This is a genomic window from Mesorhizobium sp. M7A.F.Ca.US.010.02.1.1, assembly GCF_004023085.1.
GTDB lineage: Bacteria > Pseudomonadota > Alphaproteobacteria > Rhizobiales > Rhizobiaceae > Mesorhizobium.
Window position 1 is genome coordinate 1 of sequence record NZ_RZRV01000049.1, and the last position, 21,808, is coordinate 21,808.

The 21,808-nt window shown below is 64.9% G+C and carries 15 protein-coding genes; 6 read left to right on the forward strand and 9 right to left on the reverse strand.

Annotated features, from left to right (window positions below):
* Positions 1 to 18 precede the first annotated feature (18 nt).
* The 7 genes from EOA19_RS30630 to EOA19_RS30660 form a co-directional block, all read right to left on the reverse strand.
* Complete coding sequence (locus EOA19_RS30630; protein WP_031213978.1) at positions 19 to 900, reverse strand: DMT family transporter; 882 nt, start codon at positions 898 to 900, stop codon at positions 19 to 21.
* Positions 901 to 1,114: 214 nt separating this feature from the next.
* Positions 1,115 to 2,197 carry a histidine kinase dimerization/phosphoacceptor domain -containing protein gene (locus tag EOA19_RS30635; protein ID WP_128305724.1) on the reverse strand — a complete coding sequence of 361 codons (1,083 nt, stop codon included), beginning with the start codon at positions 2,195 to 2,197 and terminating at the stop codon, positions 1,115 to 1,117.
* Between the two features lie 158 nt (positions 2,198 to 2,355).
* On the reverse strand, positions 2,356 to 3,846 hold the full coding sequence (locus EOA19_RS30640; protein WP_128305725.1) for an efflux transporter outer membrane subunit: 1,491 nt from the start codon (positions 3,844 to 3,846) through the stop codon (positions 2,356 to 2,358).
* A 12-nt stretch (positions 3,847 to 3,858) separates the two neighbouring features.
* Positions 3,859 to 7,002, reverse strand: coding sequence for an efflux RND transporter permease subunit (locus EOA19_RS30645; protein WP_128305726.1), 3,144 nt, complete (start codon positions 7,000 to 7,002; stop codon positions 3,859 to 3,861).
* 3 nt (positions 7,003 to 7,005) lie between these two features.
* Entirely contained in the window at positions 7,006 to 8,217 is a 1,212-nt protein-coding gene (locus EOA19_RS30650; RefSeq protein WP_164893085.1) for an efflux RND transporter periplasmic adaptor subunit, read from the reverse strand.
* A 302-nt stretch (positions 8,218 to 8,519) separates the two neighbouring features.
* A complete protein-coding gene (locus tag EOA19_RS30655) occupies positions 8,520 to 8,726 on the reverse strand; it encodes a hypothetical protein (protein ID WP_128305728.1) in 207 nt (68 codons plus the stop codon).
* A 140-nt stretch (positions 8,727 to 8,866) separates the two neighbouring features.
* Positions 8,867 to 9,586 carry a hypothetical protein gene (locus EOA19_RS30660; protein WP_023814319.1) on the reverse strand — a complete coding sequence of 240 codons (720 nt, stop codon included), beginning with the start codon at positions 9,584 to 9,586 and terminating at the stop codon, positions 8,867 to 8,869.
* A gap of 209 nt (positions 9,587 to 9,795) precedes the next feature.
* Here EOA19_RS30660 and EOA19_RS30665 point away from each other — a divergent pair, with 209 nt between their 5' ends.
* The 6 genes from EOA19_RS30665 to EOA19_RS30690 all read left to right on the forward strand — a co-directional run bounded on the left by EOA19_RS30665 (position 9,796) and on the right by EOA19_RS30690 (position 17,427).
* A complete protein-coding gene (locus EOA19_RS30665) occupies positions 9,796 to 10,524 on the forward strand; it encodes a response regulator (protein WP_031213974.1) in 729 nt (242 codons plus the stop codon).
* On the forward strand, positions 10,521 to 11,762 hold the full coding sequence (locus EOA19_RS30670) for an ATP-binding protein (protein ID WP_128305729.1): 1,242 nt from the start codon (positions 10,521 to 10,523) through the stop codon (positions 11,760 to 11,762). Before EOA19_RS30665 ends, EOA19_RS30670 begins: the two co-directional genes overlap by 4 nt.
* A gap of 559 nt (positions 11,763 to 12,321) precedes the next feature.
* Positions 12,322 to 13,491 (forward strand): acyltransferase, encoded by a 1,170-nt coding sequence (locus EOA19_RS30675; protein ID WP_128305730.1) that lies wholly within the window; start codon positions 12,322 to 12,324, stop codon positions 13,489 to 13,491.
* Positions 13,488 to 14,594, forward strand: a complete 1,107-nt coding sequence (locus EOA19_RS30680) for a glycosyltransferase family A protein (RefSeq protein WP_128305731.1) — start codon at positions 13,488 to 13,490, stop codon at positions 14,592 to 14,594. Before EOA19_RS30675 ends, EOA19_RS30680 begins: the two co-directional genes overlap by 4 nt.
* Before the next feature lie 4 nt (positions 14,595 to 14,598).
* Entirely contained in the window at positions 14,599 to 15,633 is a 1,035-nt protein-coding gene (locus EOA19_RS30685) for a glycosyltransferase (RefSeq protein ID WP_128305732.1), read from the forward strand.
* 9 nt (positions 15,634 to 15,642) lie between these two features.
* The gene (locus EOA19_RS30690) at positions 15,643 to 17,427 is read left to right on the forward strand and encodes an ABC transporter ATP-binding protein (RefSeq protein ID WP_128305733.1); all 1,785 of its coding nucleotides are present in this window, start codon (positions 15,643 to 15,645) and stop codon (positions 17,425 to 17,427) included.
* 279 nt (positions 17,428 to 17,706) lie between these two features.
* On the opposite strand, the gene EOA19_RS30695 is transcribed toward EOA19_RS30690, so the two are convergent.
* Positions 17,707 to 19,173 (reverse strand): hypothetical protein, encoded by a 1,467-nt coding sequence (locus tag EOA19_RS30695; RefSeq protein WP_128305734.1) that lies wholly within the window; start codon positions 19,171 to 19,173, stop codon positions 17,707 to 17,709.
* A 326-nt stretch (positions 19,174 to 19,499) separates the two neighbouring features.
* Complete coding sequence (locus EOA19_RS30700) at positions 19,500 to 21,704, reverse strand: diguanylate cyclase (RefSeq protein WP_128305735.1); 2,205 nt, start codon at positions 21,702 to 21,704, stop codon at positions 19,500 to 19,502.
* Between the last annotated feature and the right edge of the window lie 104 nt (positions 21,705 to 21,808).

Consider the following 21,808-nt stretch of genomic DNA (forward strand, 5'->3'; position numbering starts at 1 on the left):
ACCCTACTCCGCCCCACCCTACTCCGGCGATGGAACCGGCGGCCGTGATGTCAGCGCCGTGCCGAAGGCGGCGACAACGACGGCTGCGATCCCGGCCAGTTGCGTTGCGGTCAGGCTTTCATGCAGGAACAGGAAGCCGGCCAGTGCGCCCAGCCCCGGCTCCAGGCAGGTCAGCGTGCCGTAGATGCGCGCCGGCATGCGGGTCAGCGCCACCATCTCAAGGAAGAATGGCAACGCGCTGGAAAACAGGCCGACCAGCAGCGCGCTGACCAGGATCGACGGCGCCAGCAGCGCGGTTCCCGCCTGTGCCACGCCGAAGGGCAGCACCAGCACGGCGGCGATCGCCATGCCGTAGGCGGTGGTGCGAGTGCCAAGCTCCGCGCCGGCCTTCTGGGCCAGCACGATGTAGAGCGCCCAAAACCCGCCGGCCGCCAGCGCCAGCATCACCCCGATCGGATCAAGCGGCGCGAGGGAATGAACGAAGGGCGACAACAGCAGGATGCCGGCCACCGCCAGCGCGATCCAGGCAAAGTCGCTGGCGCGCCGCGAGCTCAAGGTCGCCACCAGAAGCGGGCCGGTAAACTCCAGCGCCACCGCGATGCCGAGCGGAATCCTGGCCAGCGCTGCGTAGAACAGGAGATTGAGCGCGGCGAGCGTCACCCCATAGGCGACCAGCCACGGCATGGTGGCACGCGAGGGCCGCATCTGCCAGGGCCGCAGCACCGCGATCAGCATCAGCGCACCGATGACCAGCCTGAGCGTCGTCGTGCCTTGCGCGCCGATCTGCGGGAACAGGCCCTTGGCGAAGGTGGCGCCGATCTGGATCGACACCATGGCGCCCATCAGTGCCGCGACCGGCAAGGGCGCTGCTTCGCGACTGGCAATCGGCGTCGATGTCACGTGATCCCATCCTCCATACCGCCGGGTCCAAACCCGACCGGCGGCATGGAGATAGGGCGAACCGGCCGACCTGTCGTGAGGCAGCCGCAACTGGCTGCTGGGGCAAGGACTGCAGGCACGCTATGAGCCTCCCGGCCGCGAAGCGTTCATTGCCGCGGCGGACAAGGAATAGCTGGAGATGATCCTGTAGGTGTGAGAGCGCAACGACAACGCTTTAGGCGGTGGCAGCCGAGCGCTTGAAGACGATGGTGACCCGCGTACCCTCGGCAGCGCTCGACTGCACGTCGAACTCCGCCCTGGCATTCTCGGTTAGCGAGCGGGCGATCAGCGCGCCGAGCTTGCCGCTCTTGGGCCAGGTCTCGCCGTCCGGCAGGCCGATGCCGTCATCGGCGATCACGATGCGGCAGCCATCACCGTCGACGATGCTGTGCAGCGTGATCGTGCCGCCGTCTCGCCCCTGGAAGGCATGTTTGAGCGCATTGGTCAAAAGTTCGTTCACCACCAGTCCGGTCGGCATGGCGACATTGATCGACACCGGATAGGTGTCGACCTTCATGTCGAGGCGGATGCCCTCGACCGCATGCGAGTTCATCACCGCCGACGCGATCTGGCTGAGATAGACGCCGAGATCGACCTCATCCTTGCCATCGTCCCCCGACAGCGTCTGGTAGAGGATCGCCAGCGCGTCGACGCGCCCTGCCAGCCTCTCGAAACGCTTCTGGTCCGGCTCGGCCGCGTTTCGCGTCTCCATCCGGATCAGTGCGGTGATCATCTGCAGATTGTTCTTCACCCGGTGCTGCAGTTCGCGCAGCAGCGTGTCCTTCTCGCGGATGCGCTCATCGATCGATCGCGCATCTTCGGTTTCGCCATGGGCAGAGACGTCGACCAGCGCCACCAGCCGGAAGCAGGCCTTGCCATTGTCGTCCTCGATGACATTGGAATAGACGTCGACGATCGCCTGTTGGTCTTCCTTCCGCTCCAGCCGGAACGTGCCGATGAAATCGGTGTCCTCGACCACGGCCTCGAACAGCGGCCGGCCCTTCTGCTTGTGCAGGCCGGTGCCGGAAAGCGCCGCCCAGTGTTGCCGAGCGAGCGTCGCCGCCTTGAGGCCGGACAGTTTCTCGAATTCCGGATTGGCATAGACGACACGCTCCTTCGCACCGAGGTCGGAGACGGCAATGGCGATCGGCACCTGGTCGAGGAACTTCTTGAACTGTTCGCTTTCCAGCGCGCTGGCAAGGTCCGGCGTTTCGAGCAGCTGCCCGACCGCTTCGGCCTTCTGTGTATCGGATGTCATCTGCGACGCCTGTGCTGTGTGATCACCATCAATAACAGCGATGCGATCTCCCCGCCATCGCCAAAGCACGAGCCGGCATTTCACGCGCCGCCACGAGCGGTGTGTCGCACAATCTCGAAATCTGCGTAGCCGCGTCGAAATACTTGACCGAGGCCCGCTCACGAGGCCGGCTTCGACGCCAGCCGTGGACCGGTCTTGACGTCGACGATCTCCGGCTTGGCACTGTCCACCGCGCCGTCCCAACCGCCGCCGAGCGCCTTGTTGAGGGCGATGTAGTTGATCGCCAGCAGGACGCGGCTTTGCAGCAGCGAGTCCTCGGCCGAGTAGAGAGAGCGCTGGGCGTCGAGCACATCGAGAAGGCTTGTCTCGCCGGCCTTGTAGAGCGTGCCTTCGAGACTTGCCGCCTCGCCATAGGACCTCGCCGACGAGGCGAGCTTGCCGATCCGGATGCGCTCCTGTGACAACAGCACCAGCGCATTCTCGACATCCTCGAGCGCCGTCAGCACCGAAGACCGGTATGCGATGAAATATTGATCGCGCTGCGCCTTGGCGACCTCGACGGCGGCCTGCAATTGACCGGCATTGAACACCGGCACGCTGAGCGTCGGCCCGAACGACCAGCCAATCGACGAATTCTTGCCGAGATCGCCGAGCTTCAGCGCCGCCGTGCTGATGTCTCCCGTCAGGCTGACCGAGGGATAACGGGCGGCTTCGGCCTGGCCGACCTTGGCGGTGTATTGCGCATATTGGCGCTCCGCCATGCGCAAATCGGGCCGCGACAGCAGGAGGTCGGCGGGAATTCCGGTGGGCATCGGCAGGCGTGGTGCAGGGATTGGGGCGACCCGCTTCAGCCGCTCGTTGAGCGAGGCAGGCGGCCGGCCGGCCAGCACCGCGAGACGATGCACGGCCTGGGCATAGCTTGCCTCCAGCGTCGGCACCGCGGCTTCGGTGCTCGCTGCCTGCCCCATCGCCTTGGCGACATCGGCGGCGGTCGCCGTGCCCGCCTGAGCCATGGTGCGGGTAAGTTCGGCGGTCTGCCTTTGCGACGCGACCGAACGGCGGGCGAGCGCGATGCGGGCCTGGTAGCCGCGCGCCTGGGCATAATAGGAAGCGACATCACCGACCAGGGTGAGAAGCGTCGAGCGCAGTTCCTCCTGTGAGGCGTCCAGCCCGTAACGCGCGGCCTCGACGCCCCTGCGGTTGGCGCCGAACAGGTCGAGTTCCCAGCTGGCGTCAAAGCCGGCCTGATACTCGCTGTAGGTGGCATCAGAGCCTGACGTGGCTTCTGACGACTTGTTGCGGGAGACCGAGCCGGAGCCGTCGGCCGACGGCAGCAACGTGCCGGCACTCTGGCGATAGCTGGCGCGCGCCTCGCGGATCCTGGCCTTGGCGGTGGCGACATCGAGATTACCGGCAACCGCTTCCTCGACAAGCGTGTTCAACTCGGGATCGCGCAGCCGCTGCCACCATTTCGACAGTTGCGCCGGCAGGGCAGGCTTTGTCGGCTTCTGGCCGCTCCAGCTTGCAGGCATCGCCAATATCGGCGTCTGATAATCCGGACCGACGACGCATCCCGCGAGCAGGACAGCGGTAAGCATAGGCGCAAGGAGCCGCCTCGCGGCCACCGAGCCACGTTCCAAGCCTGTCATGTGAAGTTTTCCTTATTGCTGGTTGGCCGTCACCGGCGTCTCGCCCGTATCTGGTTTGGCCGCCCTGCCCTTGAAGATGCGTCGCACCGTGACGAACAATAGCGGCACCAGGAACACGCCGATGACCGTCGCCGCGATCATGCCGCCCATCACGCCGATGCCGACCGAGTTCTGCGCGCCCGAGCCCGCGCCGCTGGCAATCGCCAGCGGCAGCACGCCGAGGATAAAGGCCAGCGACGTCATCAGGATCGGCCGCAGCCGCTGTCGCGCCGCCTCCAGCGTCGCCTCGACCAGCCCCATCCCGGCGGTCTGCCGCTCGATGGCGAACTCGACGATGAGGATGGCGTTCTTGGCGGCTAGACCGATCGTGGTCAGCAGGCCGACTTTGAAATAGACGTCGTTGGACTGGCCGAACAGGCTTGCCGCCAGCAGCGCGCCGAAGATGCCGATCGGCACCGACAGCATGACCGCGAACGGGATCGACCAGCTCTCATAAAGTGCTGCCAGGCACAGGAACACCACAAGTGCCGAGATCGCATAGAGCGACAGCGCCTGGTTGCCGGAAAGCTTCTCCTGGTGCGACAGCCCTGTCCATTCGTGGGAATAGCCGGCGGGCAGTTGCGCGACAAGCTTGTCGATCTCGTCCATGGCGGCACCCGAGCTGACGCCCGTGGCCGCCGCTCCCTGGATCTCGACCGCCGCCGAACCATTGTAGCGCTCCAGCCTGGGCGAACCGAATGTCCAATGGCTGGAGGCAAAGGCCGAGAACGGCACCATCGCGCCGCTGGCATTGCGGACCTGCCATTTGTCCAAATCTTCCGGCTGCATGCGGAAGTTCGGGTCCGACTGCAGATAGACTGGTTTCACCCGCCCGCGATCGATGAAGTCGTTGACGTAGTCGCTGCCCCAGGCGGTCGAAAGCGTGTTGTTGATGTCGGCCAAGCTGACGCCCAGCGCGCTGGCTTTTTCCTGGTCGATGTCGACCGAGAATTGCGGCTGGTCTTCCTGCCCGTTGGGCCTTGTGTTGGCGAGCAGCTTGCTCTGCCCGGCCAGGGCCAGAAGCTGGTTGCGCGTCTGGATCAGCGCGTCATGGCCGGCGCCGTTGACGTCCTGCAGGTAGAAGTCGAAGCCGTTGGTGTTGCCGAAGCCCTGGATGGCCGGAGGCGCGAGCGCGAAGACCTGCGCATCCCTGATCTTCGAAAACGCGCCCATTGCCCGGCCGGCGATTGCCTGTGCGGCCGAGGCCGGCGATTTGCGCAGGTCGAAATCCTTCAGCCGCACGAAAGCGATGCCGACATTCTGCCCTGCGCCGCCGAAGCCGAAGCCGGAGGCGGTGAACACCCCGTCGACGACGTCCTTCTCCTGGTTGAGATAATGGTTGGTCACCTCTGCCAGCACGCGCTCCGTGCGATCCTGCGTCGCGCCGACCGGCAGCTGCACGCTGGTGATCAGGATGCCCTGGTCCTCTTCCGGCAGGAACGAACTCGGCAGCCGGGCAAACATCCAGCCCACGGCAACGACGATGGCCAGGAACACGACGAGGAAACGCCAGGACCGGTTGATGATGCCGTGCGAGCCGTCGCGATAGGCAAGCGTGCCGCGATCGAAGACCCGGTTGAACCAGCCGAACGGACCGGTCTGCGTCGCATGGTCCTTGGGCGGCCGCAGGATCGTGGCGCAAAGTGCGGGAGTCAGCACCAGTGCGACCAGCACGGACAGCACCATCGCCGAGACGATGGTCACCGAGAATTGCCGGTAGATGATGCCGGTCGAACCGCCGAAGAAAGCCATCGGCACGAACACGGCCGAAAGCACGGTGGCGATGCCGATCAGCGCGCCGGTGATTTCGTGCATAGACTTGCGCGTCGCCTCTTTCGGCGGCAGGCCCTCTTCCTGCATCACGCGTTCGACATTCTCGACCACGACGATGGCGTCGTCGACCAGCAGGCCGATCGCCAGCACCATGGCGAACATGGTCAGCGTGTTGACGGAATAGCCGAACAGCGACAGCACGCCGAACGTGCCGAGCAGCACCACCGGCACGGCAATCGTCGGGATGATGGTGGCGCGCAAATTCTGCAGGAAAATGAACATCACGAGGAACACCAGCACGATCGCTTCGGCCAGCGTCTTGACCACCTCCTCGATCGACAGCCGCACGAAAGGCGAAGTGTCGTAGGGATAGACGACCTCGACGCCTTGCGGGAAGGTCGAGCTCAGCCGGGCGATCGTCGAACGCACCGCCTCGGCGGTGTTGATGGCATTGGCGCCGGTCGCCAAATTGACGGCGACGCCCGCCGCCGGCTTGCCGTTGTAATTGGCCTGCGTCGTATAGCTTTCGGCGCCGAGTTCGACGGTGGCGACGTCGTTGAGGCGTACCAGCGAGCCGTCCGTCTGGCTCTTCAGGATGATGTTGCGGAACTGTTCGGCGGTCTGCAGCCGGCTCTTGGCCGTCACGGTGGCATTGAGCTGCTGGCCCTTGCGCGCCGGCAGGCCGCCGAGCTGGCCGGCCGAAACCTGCGTGTTCTGCGCCTCGATCGCCGAGGCCACGTCGCTCGGCATCAAGGCGTATTTGGCGAGCTTGTCGGGGTCGAGCCAGATGCGCATGGCATAGCCGGAGCCGAACAGCTGCGTCGAGCCGACACCCTCGACGCGCTTCAGCGTGTCGTTGACGGTGGCATCGACATAGTCGGCGAGATCGGTCGAGTTCATCTTGCCGTCGGTCGACACGAAGCCGATGACCATCAGGAAGCCGGTCGAGGATTTGGAGACGGTGATACCGTTGCTCTGCACCACCTGCGGCAGCTGCGACTGCACCAGCTGCAGCTTGTTCTGCGTCTGCACCTGGGCGGTATCGGGATCGGCTGATGTGGTGAAGGTCAGCGTGATCGAGGCCGAACCGGTCGAGGTCGACGTCGCCGTCATGTAGTCGAGATTGTCGATGCCGGTCATGCCCTGCTCGATGACCTTGGTCACCGAGTTCTCGACGGTCTGCGCGTCGGCGCCCGGATAGGTTGCGCTGATATTGACCGTGGTCGGCGCGATCTGCGGATATTGCGAGATCGGCAGCGAGGTGAGCGCCAGAAGCCCGCCCAGCATGATCACGATGGCGATCACCCAGGCGAAGATCGGCCGGTTGATGAAGAATACGGACATCGCTCAGTTCCCGGCCGCGGCGGCAGGCGCCGGTTTGGCAGCGTTGGACGCGGCGGGCGCGGCGGAAGTGCCCTGCCCGCGGTCCTTGACCTCGCCTGTCGTCTCGTCGATCGTCACTTCGACGCCCGTCGCGTCGCCGCCGGGGCGCACCAGCTGCATGCCCTCGACGATGACGCGGTCGCCGTCGCCGACACCCGAATCCACCAGCCAGTTGTTGCCGACGCTGTTGCGCACTGCGAGCACGCGCGTCTCGACCTTGCCCTGCGCATTGATGACCATGGCGGTGGCCTCGCCCTTGGTGTTGCGGCTGACGGCGCGCTGCGGCACCAGGAAACTATTCTGCGCGACGCCCTCCTCGACCAGCGCCCGCACATACATGCCGGGCAAAAGCAGGCGATCGGGATTGGGAAACTCGGCTCTGAGCGCGAAGGTGCCGGTGGTCTGGTCGACATTGGCGCCGGCGAATTCCAGCTTGCCGGTCTGCGTGTAGATGGTGCCGTTCTCGAGCTTCAGCTTGACGCTGACATTGGGGCCGCTGAACTTCAGCCGCCCTTCCGAGATCGCCTGGCGCAGATTGAGCAGGTTGGTGCTCGACTGTGTGACGTCGACATTGATCGGATCGAGGGCACGAATGGTCGTCAGCACAGTGTCCTGGTTGGCGGTCACCAGCGCACCCGGCGTCAGCGTGGACTTGTCGATGCGCCCGGCGATCGGCGCGGTGATCGAGGTCCGGTCGAGGCTGATGCGCGCGGTCTCGGCACTGGCCTTGGCCGAGGCGACATCGGCTTGCGCCTGTGCCAGCGTGGCGGCGGCATCGTCATAATCCTGTTTGGAAACAACGTTCTGCTTCAACAGACCGGCATAACGGTCGAACTTGGCCTGTGCGGTGGGCACCGCCGCTTGCGCCTTCTGCTGTGCGGCGACCGCGCTGTCATACGACGCCTTGTAGCTCGCCGGATCGATGAGGTAGAGCGGCTGTCCCGCCGCCACCTCGCTGCCCTCCTTGAACAGGCGCTGCTGGATGATGCCGTTCACTTGCGGGCGCACCTCGGCAACCAGCGAGGCCGCCGTGCGTCCCGACAGCTCGGCGGTGATTGCCACCGATTGCGGATGCAAGGTGACGACGCCGACTTCCGGTTTGCCGGGCGCGCCCATGCCGGCGGGGGCGCTGCCCTCCTGCGAGCAGGACGCCAGCAGAAGAGTGGCGGCGAACATCGCGGCCCAGGGCGCCAGACGACGCGCCGAAAAACGAGGCTGGCTAGACTTGGAAATCATGGCCTGGATCTTTCCCTGGAGTTGCGTACGCGCTGGCAATGGACCGCTTGGTCGAGGGCATGCCGATCCATATGATGATAGGCCGCACCCGTCGGCGGGCGGCGACGAGCAATGCTTCGAAGCGGCTCATGTCGCGCTCCTTCTCGTCGGCCGGAGCTGCTCGAAGGTCGAGTAGCTGGCCGCGATGCCCACCAACATCATTATGCCGATCAGCGAGGACATGCCAAGCGCCTTGCCGGAGTTCACGCGATCTTGCGGTCATGATGTCCATGGTTGTCGAGCGACTGCGAGAGCGGAAGCGACAGCCGCCAGGCGGCGAAGCGCAGGCGGATCGCGCCCTTCAGCGTGTCGGCCGGCAGAGCCAGTGGCAGGCCGCGTCCGGCATGGTCGAGTGACAATCTCGGGCTGGCGGACGCGAGCAGCCGCAGCAGTATCATGGCTTCCCACATCGTCGTGCTTCCGTTTGATTTGAACTGGGCATGATTTGAAAAATAGGGATGGCGAAGATACGCCCGCCATCCCTGAAAGAGACCGGCCGGCCCGAGAACGGGTTGGGTACCGGGCCGGCCGGCGCAGCCGGTCAGAGTTCTCAGCCGTTCCCGGGCTGGGGCGGCGGACTGCCATCGTTGGGCAGACCTCGGGGGCCGGCTGCATCATCCGGCGGACCGCCCCAGGGACCGGGGGGTGGTCCGTGGGGACGTTCCGCCGAAGCGAGGATTTCGAGCTGTTCGGGCGTCAGCTTGGCGCGCAGTGCCGCGATCGCGTCTTTCAGCTTGCCGGCCGAAACCGCGCGGGCCGTGACGTCGTCGGCCAGTTTTTCCTGGAAGGCGAAGGGATCGCGCTTGCCGTCAGGGCCGGCTGAGTCGGAGCCCTTCGCTTCAGGACTGCCGGAGCCATCAGGACCACCGGGCCGCCCATGATCGGGCCGTGGCGGCGCCAGCACGGCCTGCAGCGCGCTGGTGTAGTCGCGCCAGGCGTCGAGCTGTTCGGAGCGGATGCCGACGCGGGTCTCGAGCGCTGCCAGCCGGGCGGCCAGCATGAATTCCGGCGGCGGACCCATGCGGCGGGGGCCAAAGCCTTCCGGTCCAAAACCTCGCGGGCCAAAACCCTGCGGACCATGCCGCATCGGCCCGTGCGGGCCGGGTCCGGCCATCGGGCCATGATCGGGTCCATCCTGCATTGCCCCACTCTGCTGGGCCATGACCGGTGGCGGCTCGCCGGGGGCGGCACCCGGATCGCGCTGTGTCGCCAGCACGGGGTGAATTGCGGCGACGGAAAACAGGCCGAGCGCAAGAAGTCTGCTTCGCATGACGGTGTTCCTTTCTCTCATGCTCGGACAAATGAGAGGATAGGAAGCGTATTTGTCCGCTTCGCGTCGGCGTATTGCCGAAGGTTTCCGCAAGAGGGCAATTTGTAACTGAATGTTTCCCACGGCCTGCCGGAAACATTCAGTTGCAATTTTCCGTGCCGCTTGGATGCGGCTCTCCCTATAATCGCGGCCAAGGCAAGGGCACGGTCATGCAGTCACAACCCCATATCCTCGTCGTCGACGACGACCGCGAGATCAGGACGCTTCTCCAGCGCTATCTCGACAGCCAGGGCTTTCGTGTCACAGCTGCGGCGGACCGGCGCGAATGCGAACAGAGGCTGGGCGCGGGCCAGTTCGACCTGATCGTGCTCGACGTCATGCTGCCGGACGGCTCGGGGCTCGATATCTGCCGGGCCTTGCGTGACCGCAAGCCGCATATCCCGGTCATCCTGCTGACGGCGCTGAAAGAAGATGTCGACCGCATCATCGGCCTGGAACTCGGCGCCGACGACTATCTCGGCAAGCCGTTCAACCCGCGTGAGCTCATTGCCCGCATCCGTGCCGTGCTCAGGCGCTCGGCTCCCGAGGAGGCGCCCGCCTCCCCGCGCGCGCGTACCTACCGCTTCGCCGGCTACAGGCTGGAGCCGGACACCCGCAAGGTGACGGATGCACAAGGCGTGGCCGTCGACCTTACGGGCGCCGAGTTCGACCTCTTGCAGGTGTTTCTCGACCGTCCCGGCCGGCTTTTATCGCGCGACCAGCTTCTCGACCTGACGCAAGGCCGCGAGCGCGACCCGCTGGAGCGTTCGGTCGATGTGCTGGTGAGCCGGCTGCGCCGCAAATTTTCCGACACCGGCGACGGGCCGCTGTTCAAGACCGTGCGCAATGGCGGCTACCAACTCACCGCGCGCGTCGACACCGTGGAGAGCCACGCGTGAACTCGCTGCGCCGCCGTCTCATCCTGCTGCTGGTCGCCTCGATCGTCGGCGTCGTCGGCCTGGCGACGGCCGCCATCATCAGCGTGCGCGGCGGCGGACCGCCGCCGGAACTGACCGTGCCCTGGATTGCCCAACAGATGGAACTGGTGGTGCGGCTTTTGCCGGGGCCGATCCCCGACGTCCTGCGGGTGCAATTCGCCGACCATCCGGCGGGCGGCAAGGTGGCTCGTGCGGAAACGGCGATGCTCAATGACATCCTGCACCGCCGTGGCCTCGACTTTCCGGCGGTCGTCAACGAGAAGACGGACGAACCCGGCCAGATCGCATCGATGCACCTGCCTGACCGCCGCTGGGCGATCATGGAGGTGCCGCATCTCAAGCCGCCAAGGCGCGAATGGCTGGTCTTGGCCGGCTGGATCTCGCTGATCGTCGCCGGCGCCACGGCGGTGTCGGTCTATTTCACCTCGGTGCTGATCCGCCCGCTCGAGATGCTGGAGGCCGCCGTCTCCAAGATCGGATCGGACGGCGTGCTGGCGGCGGTGCCGGAAGTGGGCTCGGCCGAGGTCAAGGCTACCGCGCATGCGCTGAACCAGCTCTCGTCGCGGCTGCGGACCGCCATGGAAAGCCGAATGCGGCTGGTCGCCGCCGCCGGCCATGATCTGCGAACGCCGATGACGCGCATGCGGCTGCGCGCCGAATTCCTCGACGACGAACGCGACAAATGGCTTCACGACCTCGACGAACTCGACCGCATCGCCGATAGCGCCATCCGCCTGGTGCGCGAAGAAGTGAACCAGGACGCCGTCGAACCGGTCGACCTGGCAAAGACGGTGCGCGATATCGAAGCCGAGATGGTATCGCTCGGCCATGCCGTCTCGATCGGGCACCTGGACAAGGTTTGCGTGCGGGCCGGCGCGCTTGGCCTGCGCCGCGCCTTGCGCAACCTGATCGTCAACGCCGCCACCCATGGCAAGGCGTGCCGCATCGACCTGGCCGCAGCCGACAATCGCGCCGTGCTGACCATATCTGACCATGGCCCGGGCATACCCACGGAACTCCTGAACAAGGCGTTCGAGCCCTTCTTCCGCGTCGACCCCGGCCGCCTGCAATCCGTCCCCGGAGCCGGTCTTGGCCTCGCCATCGCCAAGGAAATCATCGAGCGCTACGGCGGCATCGTGACGCTGCAAAACCGCCGGGGCGGCGGGCTGGAACAGACGGTGGTGTTCGAGGGAGTGTGAGGAGCGTTACGTGCGAGTTCCCGTTGGACGGAATGCCTGCCTCGGGAGCAGTGAGCCTTACGGCAAGAAAAAGACGGCGACGATGCTGCACCGCGCAAAGCCAATGGTTCCAGCCCATTTCTCGGCGTAACCAGAGCCAATCCCCTCGGCAAAAAACACAGACTCCGAAATTTCGCCTGGTTTAACAAAAGATTAGGCCTATCTTATTGCGTCAGCCTACGACGTCCTCCCAATCAGCCGAAGCAGGAATCTTTAGCGCTTGCTCACATAAGTATTTCATCCCGGTAGATTTTTTGTGTTGCGCCGCACAATAGGGTGGCCGAACCATTCCTTTGGGGTTCGTTTGCGACTGGACATACGCTGTGGAGGATTCCGGCACGTTGACCAACTTGTGCTGTTCGTCCGTCGATTTCGAGCCCGGCCCGATCGGACTCGCCGCGATCGGACCCGCAAAGCGAAGGTTTGACGGTGCCGGTGCCCTGGCGGATCTCGTCCGCCTGGTGCCCGAAACGACCGGCTGGCGGATACGTCGCGGACATCAATGCCGCGGAAGCCGCTGATGGGAAGCGCCCGCGACGTCCAACTTGATGCGTTGAGAGCCATCGCCGTGACGATGGTGTTGTATTCCCATTTCTTCGCCGCTGGAGGATCTTCATTCTGGGGCCATATCGGCGTGCGGCTGTTCTTCGTGCTGAGCGGCTTCCTCATCACGCGCCTGCTCCTGGACGCGCGTTCGGCCGCCGAATTCGAGACCGGCCCCGCGCTGCGATCCTTCTATATCAGGCGAGGCTTGCGGATATTTCCGCCCTATTTTGCCGTCCTGGGTTTCGTCTGGCTGGTCGACCTGGACCAATCCAGGGGATCGCTGGTCTGGCATGCGCTTTACCTGTCGAATTTCTGGTATGCGCTGCGCAATGACTGGAACCCTTGGGTGCTGTGCCATTTCTGGAGCCTGAGCATCGAGGAGCAGTTCTATCTTGCCTGGCCGCTGGTCGTCCTTTTGGCCCCACGCCGCCGCTTCGAACAGATCTGCATCGGCGTCATCGCACTGTCGCTGGCCTATCGCTTCTATTGGCCGATCACCGCCACGCCGGCGCTGGCGCGCGACCTGCTGCCGCCGGCGTCCATGGATGCGCTGGCGACGGGCGCGCTGCTTGCCTGCTGGCGGTCCAGGGGGGCGGCCCTGCCGCATTGGATGCGACTGGGCTGGCCTGGCTTCGCGGCCGCATTCCTTGTCATCGAGTGGTTTGTGCCAGCGCCTGCCGATCCGATGCTGGAATGGACCCACTGGCTCGTGCGGCAGGTCCTGCCCCTGGTGCCACTGATGGTCATCGTAGCCGCCTGTTCGCGCGGCCTTGGCGGCATCCTGGGCAAGCTTGCCGAACTGCCGCCGCTGCTTGGCCTCGGCCGCATCAGCTACGGCATCTATCTCTACCATCCGATATTGCTGTCGCTCGCCGTCAAGGCGCAGCCCTGGATTCCGCTCAACGTCTCGGAGCAAGGGCCAGGGCGATTCCTTGTCGCGGGCGCCGCCACGATTGTCGCGGCCTGGATTTCCTGGGTGGTTTTCGAGAGGCCGCTCAACAGCCTGAAGCGCTACTTCCCCTATGTCGCGCGCACCCGCTCCGCACAGGGCAGCCATGGCGGCTGGCTCGCGACGGCGGCCGTCGGACCGCCCGATGGCCGCACACCGGCGCTCGAACTCCAGCGCACGGATGCAGGACGATGACCGCCGCGCCGCTCGTCTCCGTCCTGTTGCCGGTCTACAATGCCGGTCCCTATCTCGCCACCGCGCTGGGAAGCATCCTGCGGCAGGATTACGGCCGCCTGGAGATCATCGCGATCGATGACGGCTCGACCGACAATTCGCTCGAGATACTCGAGCGCTGCCAAAAGGCCGATAGCCGCATTTCGATCGTCTCGCGCGAAAACCGCGGCCTTGTCGCGACGCTCAACGAAGGGCTGGCGCTCGCCCGGGGCGAACTGGTCGCGCGGATGGACGCCGACGACGTCGCCTATCCCTGGCGTTTGTCGCGCCAGGTGGCGCTGTTCGAGCGGCGGCCCGAACTGGGCTTCTGCGGCGCCGGCGTCGACATGTTGATCCGCGGCCGCATCGCCATCGGCAGGCCCGATCCGGTGTTCCAGTTCGGCCGCATCCCGATATTGGCGATGTTCTTCACAATCTTCATGCACCCGACAGTCGTCTACAACAGGAAGGTCGTCGACGACAGCGTTCTCCACTACGACCAGGCCTACAGGCACGCCGAGGATTTCGATCTTTTCAGGCGGCTGGCCAGCCGCTACCCGGCAGCCATGATGCCCGAAAACCTGGTCGTGTACCGCGTCCATCAGGCAAGCGTGACCAGCCGGCACGTCAAGGAGATGCGCAGGACGCATTTGCGGATCGTGGCCGAGAACCTCGAGCGCGAGGGCCTGGCGCAGGCCACGCGGGACCTGCGCGACATTGGCGACGCGGTCAGCCACGACACGGTTGCCCGTGCGGCCGGCTTCATCGTCGCGCTGGAGGAGGAAATCCGCTCGCTGCCGGCGGCGACGCGGCCGAGCTTCGAGGCCGGCGCGCTGAACCTGTTCTATTTCCTCTACCAGCTGGTGGCCGACGAAAAGCAGCCCGCGCTGACGCATGAATTGCTGACGCGGACCGCGAAATGGAATGCCATCCGGCGCCGCGAGCAATATGCGCTGCGGCCCGGCGCCTGGGCGCCCTGGCTCAGCCTTGCCTCGCTGTCGGCCGCCAGACAAGCCGATGCCATGGCATACTTCTTCAAATCCGCGCCCGCCGCGGCGGTTCTGGCGTCTCATCGGTTGAGTTAGGGGCATGATCGTCAAAGCCAACCAACCTCTGCAGCGCGATCGTTCGACGGCGCTTGGCCCTGCCCCGGCCGGTCCCCGCCCGGAACGAGCGGCGCCGGAAGTCAGCTTCATCATCTGCACGCGCAATCGCGTCGCCGTGCTCGATGCCTGTATCAAGTCGGTGCAAGCCGCGTGCCGCGCACATGCCGGCTTCGCCGCCGAACTCGTGGTCGTCGACAACGGTTCGAGCGACCGCACGGCCGAACGCCTGGCCAGCATCGCCGCTGCGTCGGACATTCCGTTCACGCCGGTCTGCGAGCCGCGCCCCGGACTGGCGGCCGCGCGCAACGCCGGGCTGCGGCGCGCGCGCGGCCGTGTGCTGGTCTTCGTCGACGATGACTGCGCGGTCCATCGCGACTATTTGCGCGATCTGGAGCGACACTATGCGTCCGGGGAACAATGGCTCATCCGGGGCGGACGTGTCGAGCTTGGCGATGCCAGGGATTTGCCGTTCACCATCAAGCGGTCGTGGGCGCGCGAGCGGCTGACGCCAGATGTTCATCCCGGCGGTTTCGTGCTGGGCTGCAACATGACGATGCACCGCGACGTCGCGGCCCGCATCGGCTATTTCGACGAACGCTTCGGCGCGGGCGGACCATTGCGGTCGGCCGAGGATACCGATTATCTCGTGCGCGCGATGCTGCTCGGCATCGCAGTCGAGTATGTGCCTGATATGACGATATTCCATCATCATGGCCGGCGGGATCGCAAAGCCATCGAAAAGCTCCACCGCGACTACAGCCTGGGCAATGGCGGGCTCTGCCTGAAGCATATTCGCCATGCGCCCTGGCTGCTTCGCCATTTCTGCTGGGCCGCAAGAGGGGCTATCCGGGAATTGGCGGGAGGCCCCGCCTTCGATCGTGAACTCAACCTGCCGCACTGGCCGATCGTCGCCATGAATTTGCTCGGCGCGGCCAGGTTCGCGGTTCTCCTTCTGGCCAGACGGCCGCGGGCCGAGCCAGTGCGGCAAGATCAGCAAGCCAATGCCCAGGCGAGGTGAAACGCTATAATGCCGATGCTGCCGCCAAGCCTGCCGATGCTGTTCCGGGCGTGCGGAAAGCGGCAACTGCGCCTGCTTCCGGCGGTGGTGGTACTCGGCCTGCTCAGCGCCGTCCTCGAAGGGTTCGGCATCGGCCTGATCATCCCATTGCTGGGCATCATCATGGGACATGGGGATGCGGCCGGAATGGGCGGCTTCTCCGCTGTCCTCCAGCATGTCGGATCGGGCTTGAGCGAGCGCGACCGGCTGATCGTCATTTCGGTCGCCATCCTCGGCTCGATCATCCTGAAGAACGTCTTCGCCTTCGCCAACACGCTGCTGACGACCTTCATCTCCGGCAAGGCAAGCCATTCCATCCGCAGCGCCCTGTCGGAGCAGCTGTTGCGGGTCGGCTACCCATTCTTCCTGCGGCAAAGCCCCGGGCGCCTGCTCAACATCATCTCCAACGAATCCTGGCGGGCCTCCGATGCGATCCAGATCATGCTGTCGGCCATCGTCAGCGCATCGGCCGCCATCATCCTCTTGGCTTTCCTGTTGCTGCTTTCGTGGCGCATGACGCTTCTGGTCACGCTCGGACTGGCGCTCGTCCAGATCGCGCACGCCATCCTCTCTGCCAATCTGAAGGAGCCCAGCCGCAGCGTCGCTTCGCGCAACGGCCACCTCGCCTCGCAGATGCTTCACCTTGTGCATGCCGGACGGCTGATCCGCATCTTCGGACAGGAGAACCGGGAAAAGGCGATATTCGACACGGCGTCGGATGCGGTTCGCCGCGCCTCCTTCGCGCTGCTCGTGCGCCAGGGAGCGCTGCCGCCGCTGACGGAGGTTCTCCACGCCATGCTGTTCCTGGCGGTGGTGATCGGCGCCTGGCTGGCGCAGGTGAGTTTCCCGCTGATCATCGCGTTCGTCATCCTGCTCTACAGGCTGCAGCCGCATATGCGGGCCCTGCAGGGGTCGTGGAGCCAGTTGCAGGGCCTGAGCGGATCGCTCGAAGAGGTGACATGGCTGCTGGATCCCGCCGGCAAGCCGCAACCGCCGCAAGGCGACGAGCCGTTCCACGGCCTGCGCCAGGGCATCAAGTTCGACGATGTGACATTCACCTATTCCGGTACGGACCGGCGCGAGGTCGTGCTGCATGCGGCGACATTCGAAATCCGCGGCGGCCGCTCGACGGCGCTGATCGGCCGCTCGGGCGCCGGCAAAACGACGATCGTCAATCTCCTGTGCCGCTTCGTCGAACCGGACACTGGCAGCATCCTCGTCGATGGATCGCCGCTCGACGGGATCGACGCCAGCCAGTGGCGACGGCACATCGCCCTGGCCAGTCAGGAACTGGAACTGGTCGATGGCAGCATTTTTGAAAACATAACCTACGGGCAGGATACGGCGACAGCCGGCGACGCCGAGGCCGCCGCAAGACTGGCCGAAGCGCACGAGTTCATCGAAAGGCTGCCTCAGGGCTACGAGACGCTGGTCGGCTACAGGGGCGTCAATCTGTCGGCGGGACAGAGGCAGCGGATCGCCTTGGCGAGAGCCCTGGTCCGCGATCCCGATCTCCTCATCCTGGACGAAGCCACCAATGCGGTGGACGGGCTGTCGGAAGCGGCCATCGTCGAGACCCTGAAGTCGAGAGCCGGCCGCCGCACGACCATCGTCATCAGCCACCACCACAGCACCATCTCGTTCTGCGACGACGTGGTCATCCTGAGCGGCGGCCGCGTGAAAAAGCAGGCCCCTTTCGGCGCCCTGGCCTCGCTCAGCATGGACGAGCTTTATCAGCACGAGCCGCTCGACTGAGGAGGCACCGCCGGCCGCGATCGTTTCCCGGGCGTGTTTGCAGCCTCCGGCCGGCGGGTCGTCGCAAAGGTTCGAATCAGAAGCTTGGGGAAGTGCCGCTGGCACCTTCCGTGATCGCACCAATGCCGCCCGGGACCGAGGCGCGCTACCTTGCCTGTGCGGCGGACCTGTCGATCCGCCTGGCCGGTGCCCCATTGGGCTTACTCTCCGGGTGAGGTGCCGGCCTCCCATGCACAAAAGACCTGAAGCGGGTCGCCTGAAGCCCTTCAGCGCCACACTTCAGCTAGCGGCGCCGACATTCCTGCGCATGCGCCGCCTGCCCGTCGTCCGTGCTTTCTTCGCCATCGCCCCGGCTATCTCGACCACGCCGTTCTCGGGCGGCCTGCCATTGGTGGCCTTGTGGAGCCGCTCGTAGGGCAGCAGTTCCTTGATCCGGGCATTGAGCGATGCGATTTCGGCTTTGAGGTCCTCGCATTCCTGCCTCTGCACGTCGAACTGTATCTGTTCTGACGCCTGTTGCAGCGTCAGTTGAGAAAGGTTGGCGTTCACCTTGGAAAGACTCATCTTGTCGCTTTCGCTCTCCTGGGTCAGCGCGGACAGTCTTTCATCGGCGATCTTCTTTTCGGCCAGGGCGTCGTTCAGTTCGCTCTTGAGCCTGGCGATCTCGCCTGCGGCTTCGCTGTTTTCGGTCGAGGTTTGCTCCAGCCGCGATTGCAGGTTCTGGATCTCCGAGTTCAACCCGCGCATTTCCGCCTGGCCGCGAGCCAGCTCGGCTTCCTTGTCGCCTTCCATCATGCGTGCCGCTTCGTTCGTTTCCGACAGCTTCGCCTGTGCGGCCTCGAGTGACTTCTGGAGCCGCATCTCCTCTTTCTCGCTCTTGCCGAGCGCGGCCAGCAGCTCCGCCAGCCGCGCTGCTTCGCTGGCATGGATCGTCGAGAGCTCGTCGAGCCTGTGGCGCGCCTGCGATTCCCGCTTCAGCGCCTTGTCGAGTTCGATCGAGAGGTTAACGTGCTTTTCGCGCAGCATCTTGCTTTCGCGCAAGCGCCTGTTGGCCTCGACCGTCCTGGCGGTCAGCCGCTTGGCGATGTCGCCGAACTCCGCTTCGCGTTTGGCGCTCGCATTGGCTGTCTCCACGAGTTCCAGCCTTACCGCGGCAAGCGCCGCACGAAGCGTCTCCCGGTCCTGAACCAGGCTTGTCTCGCGCTGCTGCAGCGCTTCGAAAGCGCCTTCACGCTCGCGCAGCTTTCTCGTCGCATCGTGCAGCTTCTCCGACAGCGCCCTTTGTTCGGCGGCCAGGGCGGCATTGGCGACCTCCAGCTCGTTGGCGCGCAGGATGTCGCTGTGCAGGATGTTGAGGAATTCACGCGTCAGATGGTGTGAGGTGCCGATCTCCGACAGCTTGTCGTTGATCTCCTCCAGATAGTCCCTGGCGTCATGGAAGAGACCCTCGAAGGCGCTCAATGCAGCCAGCCGGGTCTGTGTATGGGCCGTCAGTCGTGGCGCGGTTTCGGAACTGTCCGCATCGCCCGCGGCGTCGGCCTTGCTGGCGTTGTCGTCATTTGCCGCGTCGGCCTGGGGTGGCCCGTCATCGGGTGCCGCCTGGGCATCCGGCACATCGTCGCTCTCCGACGGCACCAGGTCGTCGGCGTCGAGACTTGCATCCAGCGCGTCCGCCAAATCGATCTGCAGGTCCTGGATCGCTTTATCCACGTCTTCAGCACGCTTGATCAGGCCTCTGAAGTTCATCACCAAACTCCCCTTACGCATACCTCGCTTCGAACTTAACAAATTGCTAATATATCCTTACATCCGCTGCTTGCGCAGGGGAAGCCCCGTCGGCACAAAGGTAAATTTGGGACATTTGGGGGTTGAAATAGCCCGAACAACCAATGCCGCAGCCGAAAAGAGCCGGATCCTCTGACAGTGTGGAGGTCTGAAGGACGGCAAGACCGCGGCCGCTCAGGAAGAGCCCGCGCGCGAGACCTCGAGGGCAGAGAGAACTTGCCTGATCCCTCTTGGCAGGCGCAGGATGACTATCGCGGGCCGGGCCGAGTGCTCTACCCCAAACGGTCTCAGCTGCTTTTCGGGGCTGGTACCAACTGGATCGGAGGTCGCTCGCCGGACGCGTTGCCCAGCGCGATGGCGACGCGGTCGCGCCCACTACCCTTGGCCTCGTAGAGCGCGTGATCCGCGGCGTTGGTCAATTCGGCCCAGCCCACGCCATGCTCGGGGTAGGCGGCGACACCGAACGAGGCTGTGACGGTGCCCAGCGTTCGGCCGCGATGCGTCAAATGAAGCTTCCTGATTGCCTGGCGCAGCGCTTCCGCCCGCTCGGCACCTTCCTGGACCGAGCTTCCCGGCATGACCAGGGCAAACTCCTCGCCGCCGTAGCGCGACACGACATCGCTATCCCTGGCGTGCTCGATCAAGGTGGCGGCGACCTGCTTCAGGACGAGATCGCCGGCTTCGTGGCCGAACGTATCGTTGAACTGCTTGAAATGGTCGACATCGAGCATGATGATCACCAGCGGCTGGCCCGAGCGCTCCATCCGGCGCAGTTCGCGGCTGCTCGTCTCCTCGAGATATCGCCGGTTGAACAGACTGGTGTTCGGATCGCGGATCGACTGCTGCCGCAACGTCTCGCGCAGGCGCAGATTGGCCAGGGCGAGCGCCAGCGTGTCGACGACACCTCGCAGGATCTGCTGTCTTTCAGTCAGCCATTGTGGCTTCTCGGCCGCATTCGGCTCGCACAGATGAAGGATGCCCAGCGTCTCGCCTTGGGCCGCCAGAGGCATGCAGACATAGCCCTTCTTGCCGTTCTCGGTGATATGCGCGCAGCGCGGCGTGAGCATGCCGGGGCCAGCGACATGTTCCTGGCCGCGCCTGAGCGCCCAGCAGTCTTCCGGCGCGAATTGCGTGGCGCTCGAGCGGACGTCGCCCCAATGCGCCATCTCTTCCACCAGGTTGCGCGACGCGCTGGTCAAGTGGACGGTTCCGCTCAAGCCACCGAGGAACTCGGCCATGGCCGTGCCGACCACCGAGAACGCTTCCGGGAAGGTGACGCAGGCCTGCAGCAGTTCGCCAAGCTTCACCAGACGAGTCGTGGTTTCGGACTTGTCGTGCAGTTCGCGGTTGAGGAGCGCCAGCTGATCGGCACGCTCGTTGACCACTCCTTCCGCGCGGCGCAGCTCGCTGATGTCGTTGAGCGTGAGGACCAGGCCGCCTTCGGATCTGCTGAGCGGACTGCAACTGGCGATGACCGGCAGATGCGAGCCGTCGGATCTGGTCAGGCGCACTTCGCCCTGGTGTTGCCGGTCCGTGGCTAACGCCATTTCGATGGGAGAAGCGCCAGCGGCGAACGCACCGCCTCTGGGGTCGCGAACCGTCAGCACCGAATCCCATTGCTGCCCGACGATCTTGTCGGCGCGCCGCCCGATCATCGTTGCCGCCGCTGGATTGGCGCTGGCGACGCGGCCGTCGCCGTTCAGAACCGCGATGCCTTCGGCAGCCGTCTCGACGATGTCCTCGACATGCGCACGCGCCGATGCAAGCTGGTCCGCCATCGTGTTGAAACCATCGGCCAGCTGCCCGAATTCATCGTTGCGGGCGTGGCTGATGCGCGTCATGGCGTTGCCTTTCGCCAGCGCTTCCATGCCGCGCATCATGTCCCCGAGGCCAGAGCTGAAACGACGGAGCAGCAGCCATGCAAAGCCGACCGCGACCAGCACGGCGGCCGCCGCGCTGAGGCCAACCAGCCAGAGCAGGCTGTTGGTGCTTTGTTCGGCGGCCTGCAGAACGGGGTCATATTCCAGCAGCACGGCGCCGATGATCGTATCCTCGGGATTTTCGATCGGAACGGCCAGTATGGCGTTCACTTCCTCCGGGTCGACAAATCTGCGCGGAATGCCGTCCGCCAAGGTCTGGCCTATTTCGTTGCCGGGGTCGTGACCGAATTTGTCGCCGACCTGGTGCTCTTCGTCGGCGGCATGGGCAAGGATGGTCTTGTCGTTGTCGAGGACCAGGAAATCCCGGTGCAGGCGGCGGTGCTGGTGCTCCATGAATTGCTTGAGCGCCTCGGGCCGCTCGAGCAGCGAAGGCGTCCCATCGGATGATTTGAAAACGATGGTGTCGGCCAATTCCCGCGCGACGTTGGTCGCTTCGGTCAACCCCAACGATTTGGTCGCCGCTATCTGCGTAAAGATCGCAACGCCGCCGACCAGCCCGATCAGGGCCGCGGCGGCCACCATGGAGAGAATGATCTGGCTCTTGATACGCATGTCATGGCTCCGCCGAGAACGACAGCATTGCGCATGTCAAATCGAGCCAGCATCTCATTTCCGGCTTTTTATTACCAAATGCTTATCAACGTCCTAACGATGGC

Excerpts from the sequence above, each read along its gene's own strand:
- EOA19_RS30640 (WP_128305725.1), bottom strand. The coding sequence starts at position 3,846 with ATGACAGGCTTGGAACGTGGCTCGGTGGCCGCGAGGCGGCTCCTTGCG.
- EOA19_RS30635 (WP_128305724.1), bottom strand. The coding sequence starts at position 2,197 with ATGACATCCGATACACAGAAGGCCGAAGCGGTCGGGCAGCTGCTCGAA.
- EOA19_RS30660 (WP_023814319.1), bottom strand. The coding sequence starts at position 9,586 with ATGCGAAGCAGACTTCTTGCGCTCGGCCTGTTTTCCGTCGCCGCAATT.
- EOA19_RS30695 (WP_128305734.1), bottom strand. The coding sequence starts at position 19,173 with ATGAACTTCAGAGGCCTGATCAAGCGTGCTGAAGACGTGGATAAAGCG.
- EOA19_RS30655 (WP_128305728.1), bottom strand. The coding sequence starts at position 8,726 with ATGTGGGAAGCCATGATACTGCTGCGGCTGCTCGCGTCCGCCAGCCCG.
- EOA19_RS30685 (WP_128305732.1), top strand. The coding sequence starts at position 14,599 with ATGATCGTCAAAGCCAACCAACCTCTGCAGCGCGATCGTTCGACGGCG.
- EOA19_RS30680 (WP_128305731.1), top strand. The coding sequence starts at position 13,488 with ATGACCGCCGCGCCGCTCGTCTCCGTCCTGTTGCCGGTCTACAATGCC.
- EOA19_RS30690 (WP_128305733.1), top strand. The coding sequence starts at position 15,643 with ATGCCGATGCTGCCGCCAAGCCTGCCGATGCTGTTCCGGGCGTGCGGA.
- EOA19_RS30650 (WP_164893085.1), bottom strand. The coding sequence starts at position 8,217 with ATGTTCGCCGCCACTCTTCTGCTGGCGTCCTGCTCGCAGGAGGGCAGC.
- EOA19_RS30665 (WP_031213974.1), top strand. The coding sequence starts at position 9,796 with ATGCAGTCACAACCCCATATCCTCGTCGTCGACGACGACCGCGAGATC.
- EOA19_RS30675 (WP_128305730.1), top strand. The coding sequence starts at position 12,322 with ATGGGAAGCGCCCGCGACGTCCAACTTGATGCGTTGAGAGCCATCGCC.
- EOA19_RS30645 (WP_128305726.1), bottom strand. The coding sequence starts at position 7,002 with ATGTCCGTATTCTTCATCAACCGGCCGATCTTCGCCTGGGTGATCGCC.
- EOA19_RS30700 (WP_128305735.1), bottom strand. The coding sequence starts at position 21,704 with ATGCGTATCAAGAGCCAGATCATTCTCTCCATGGTGGCCGCCGCGGCC.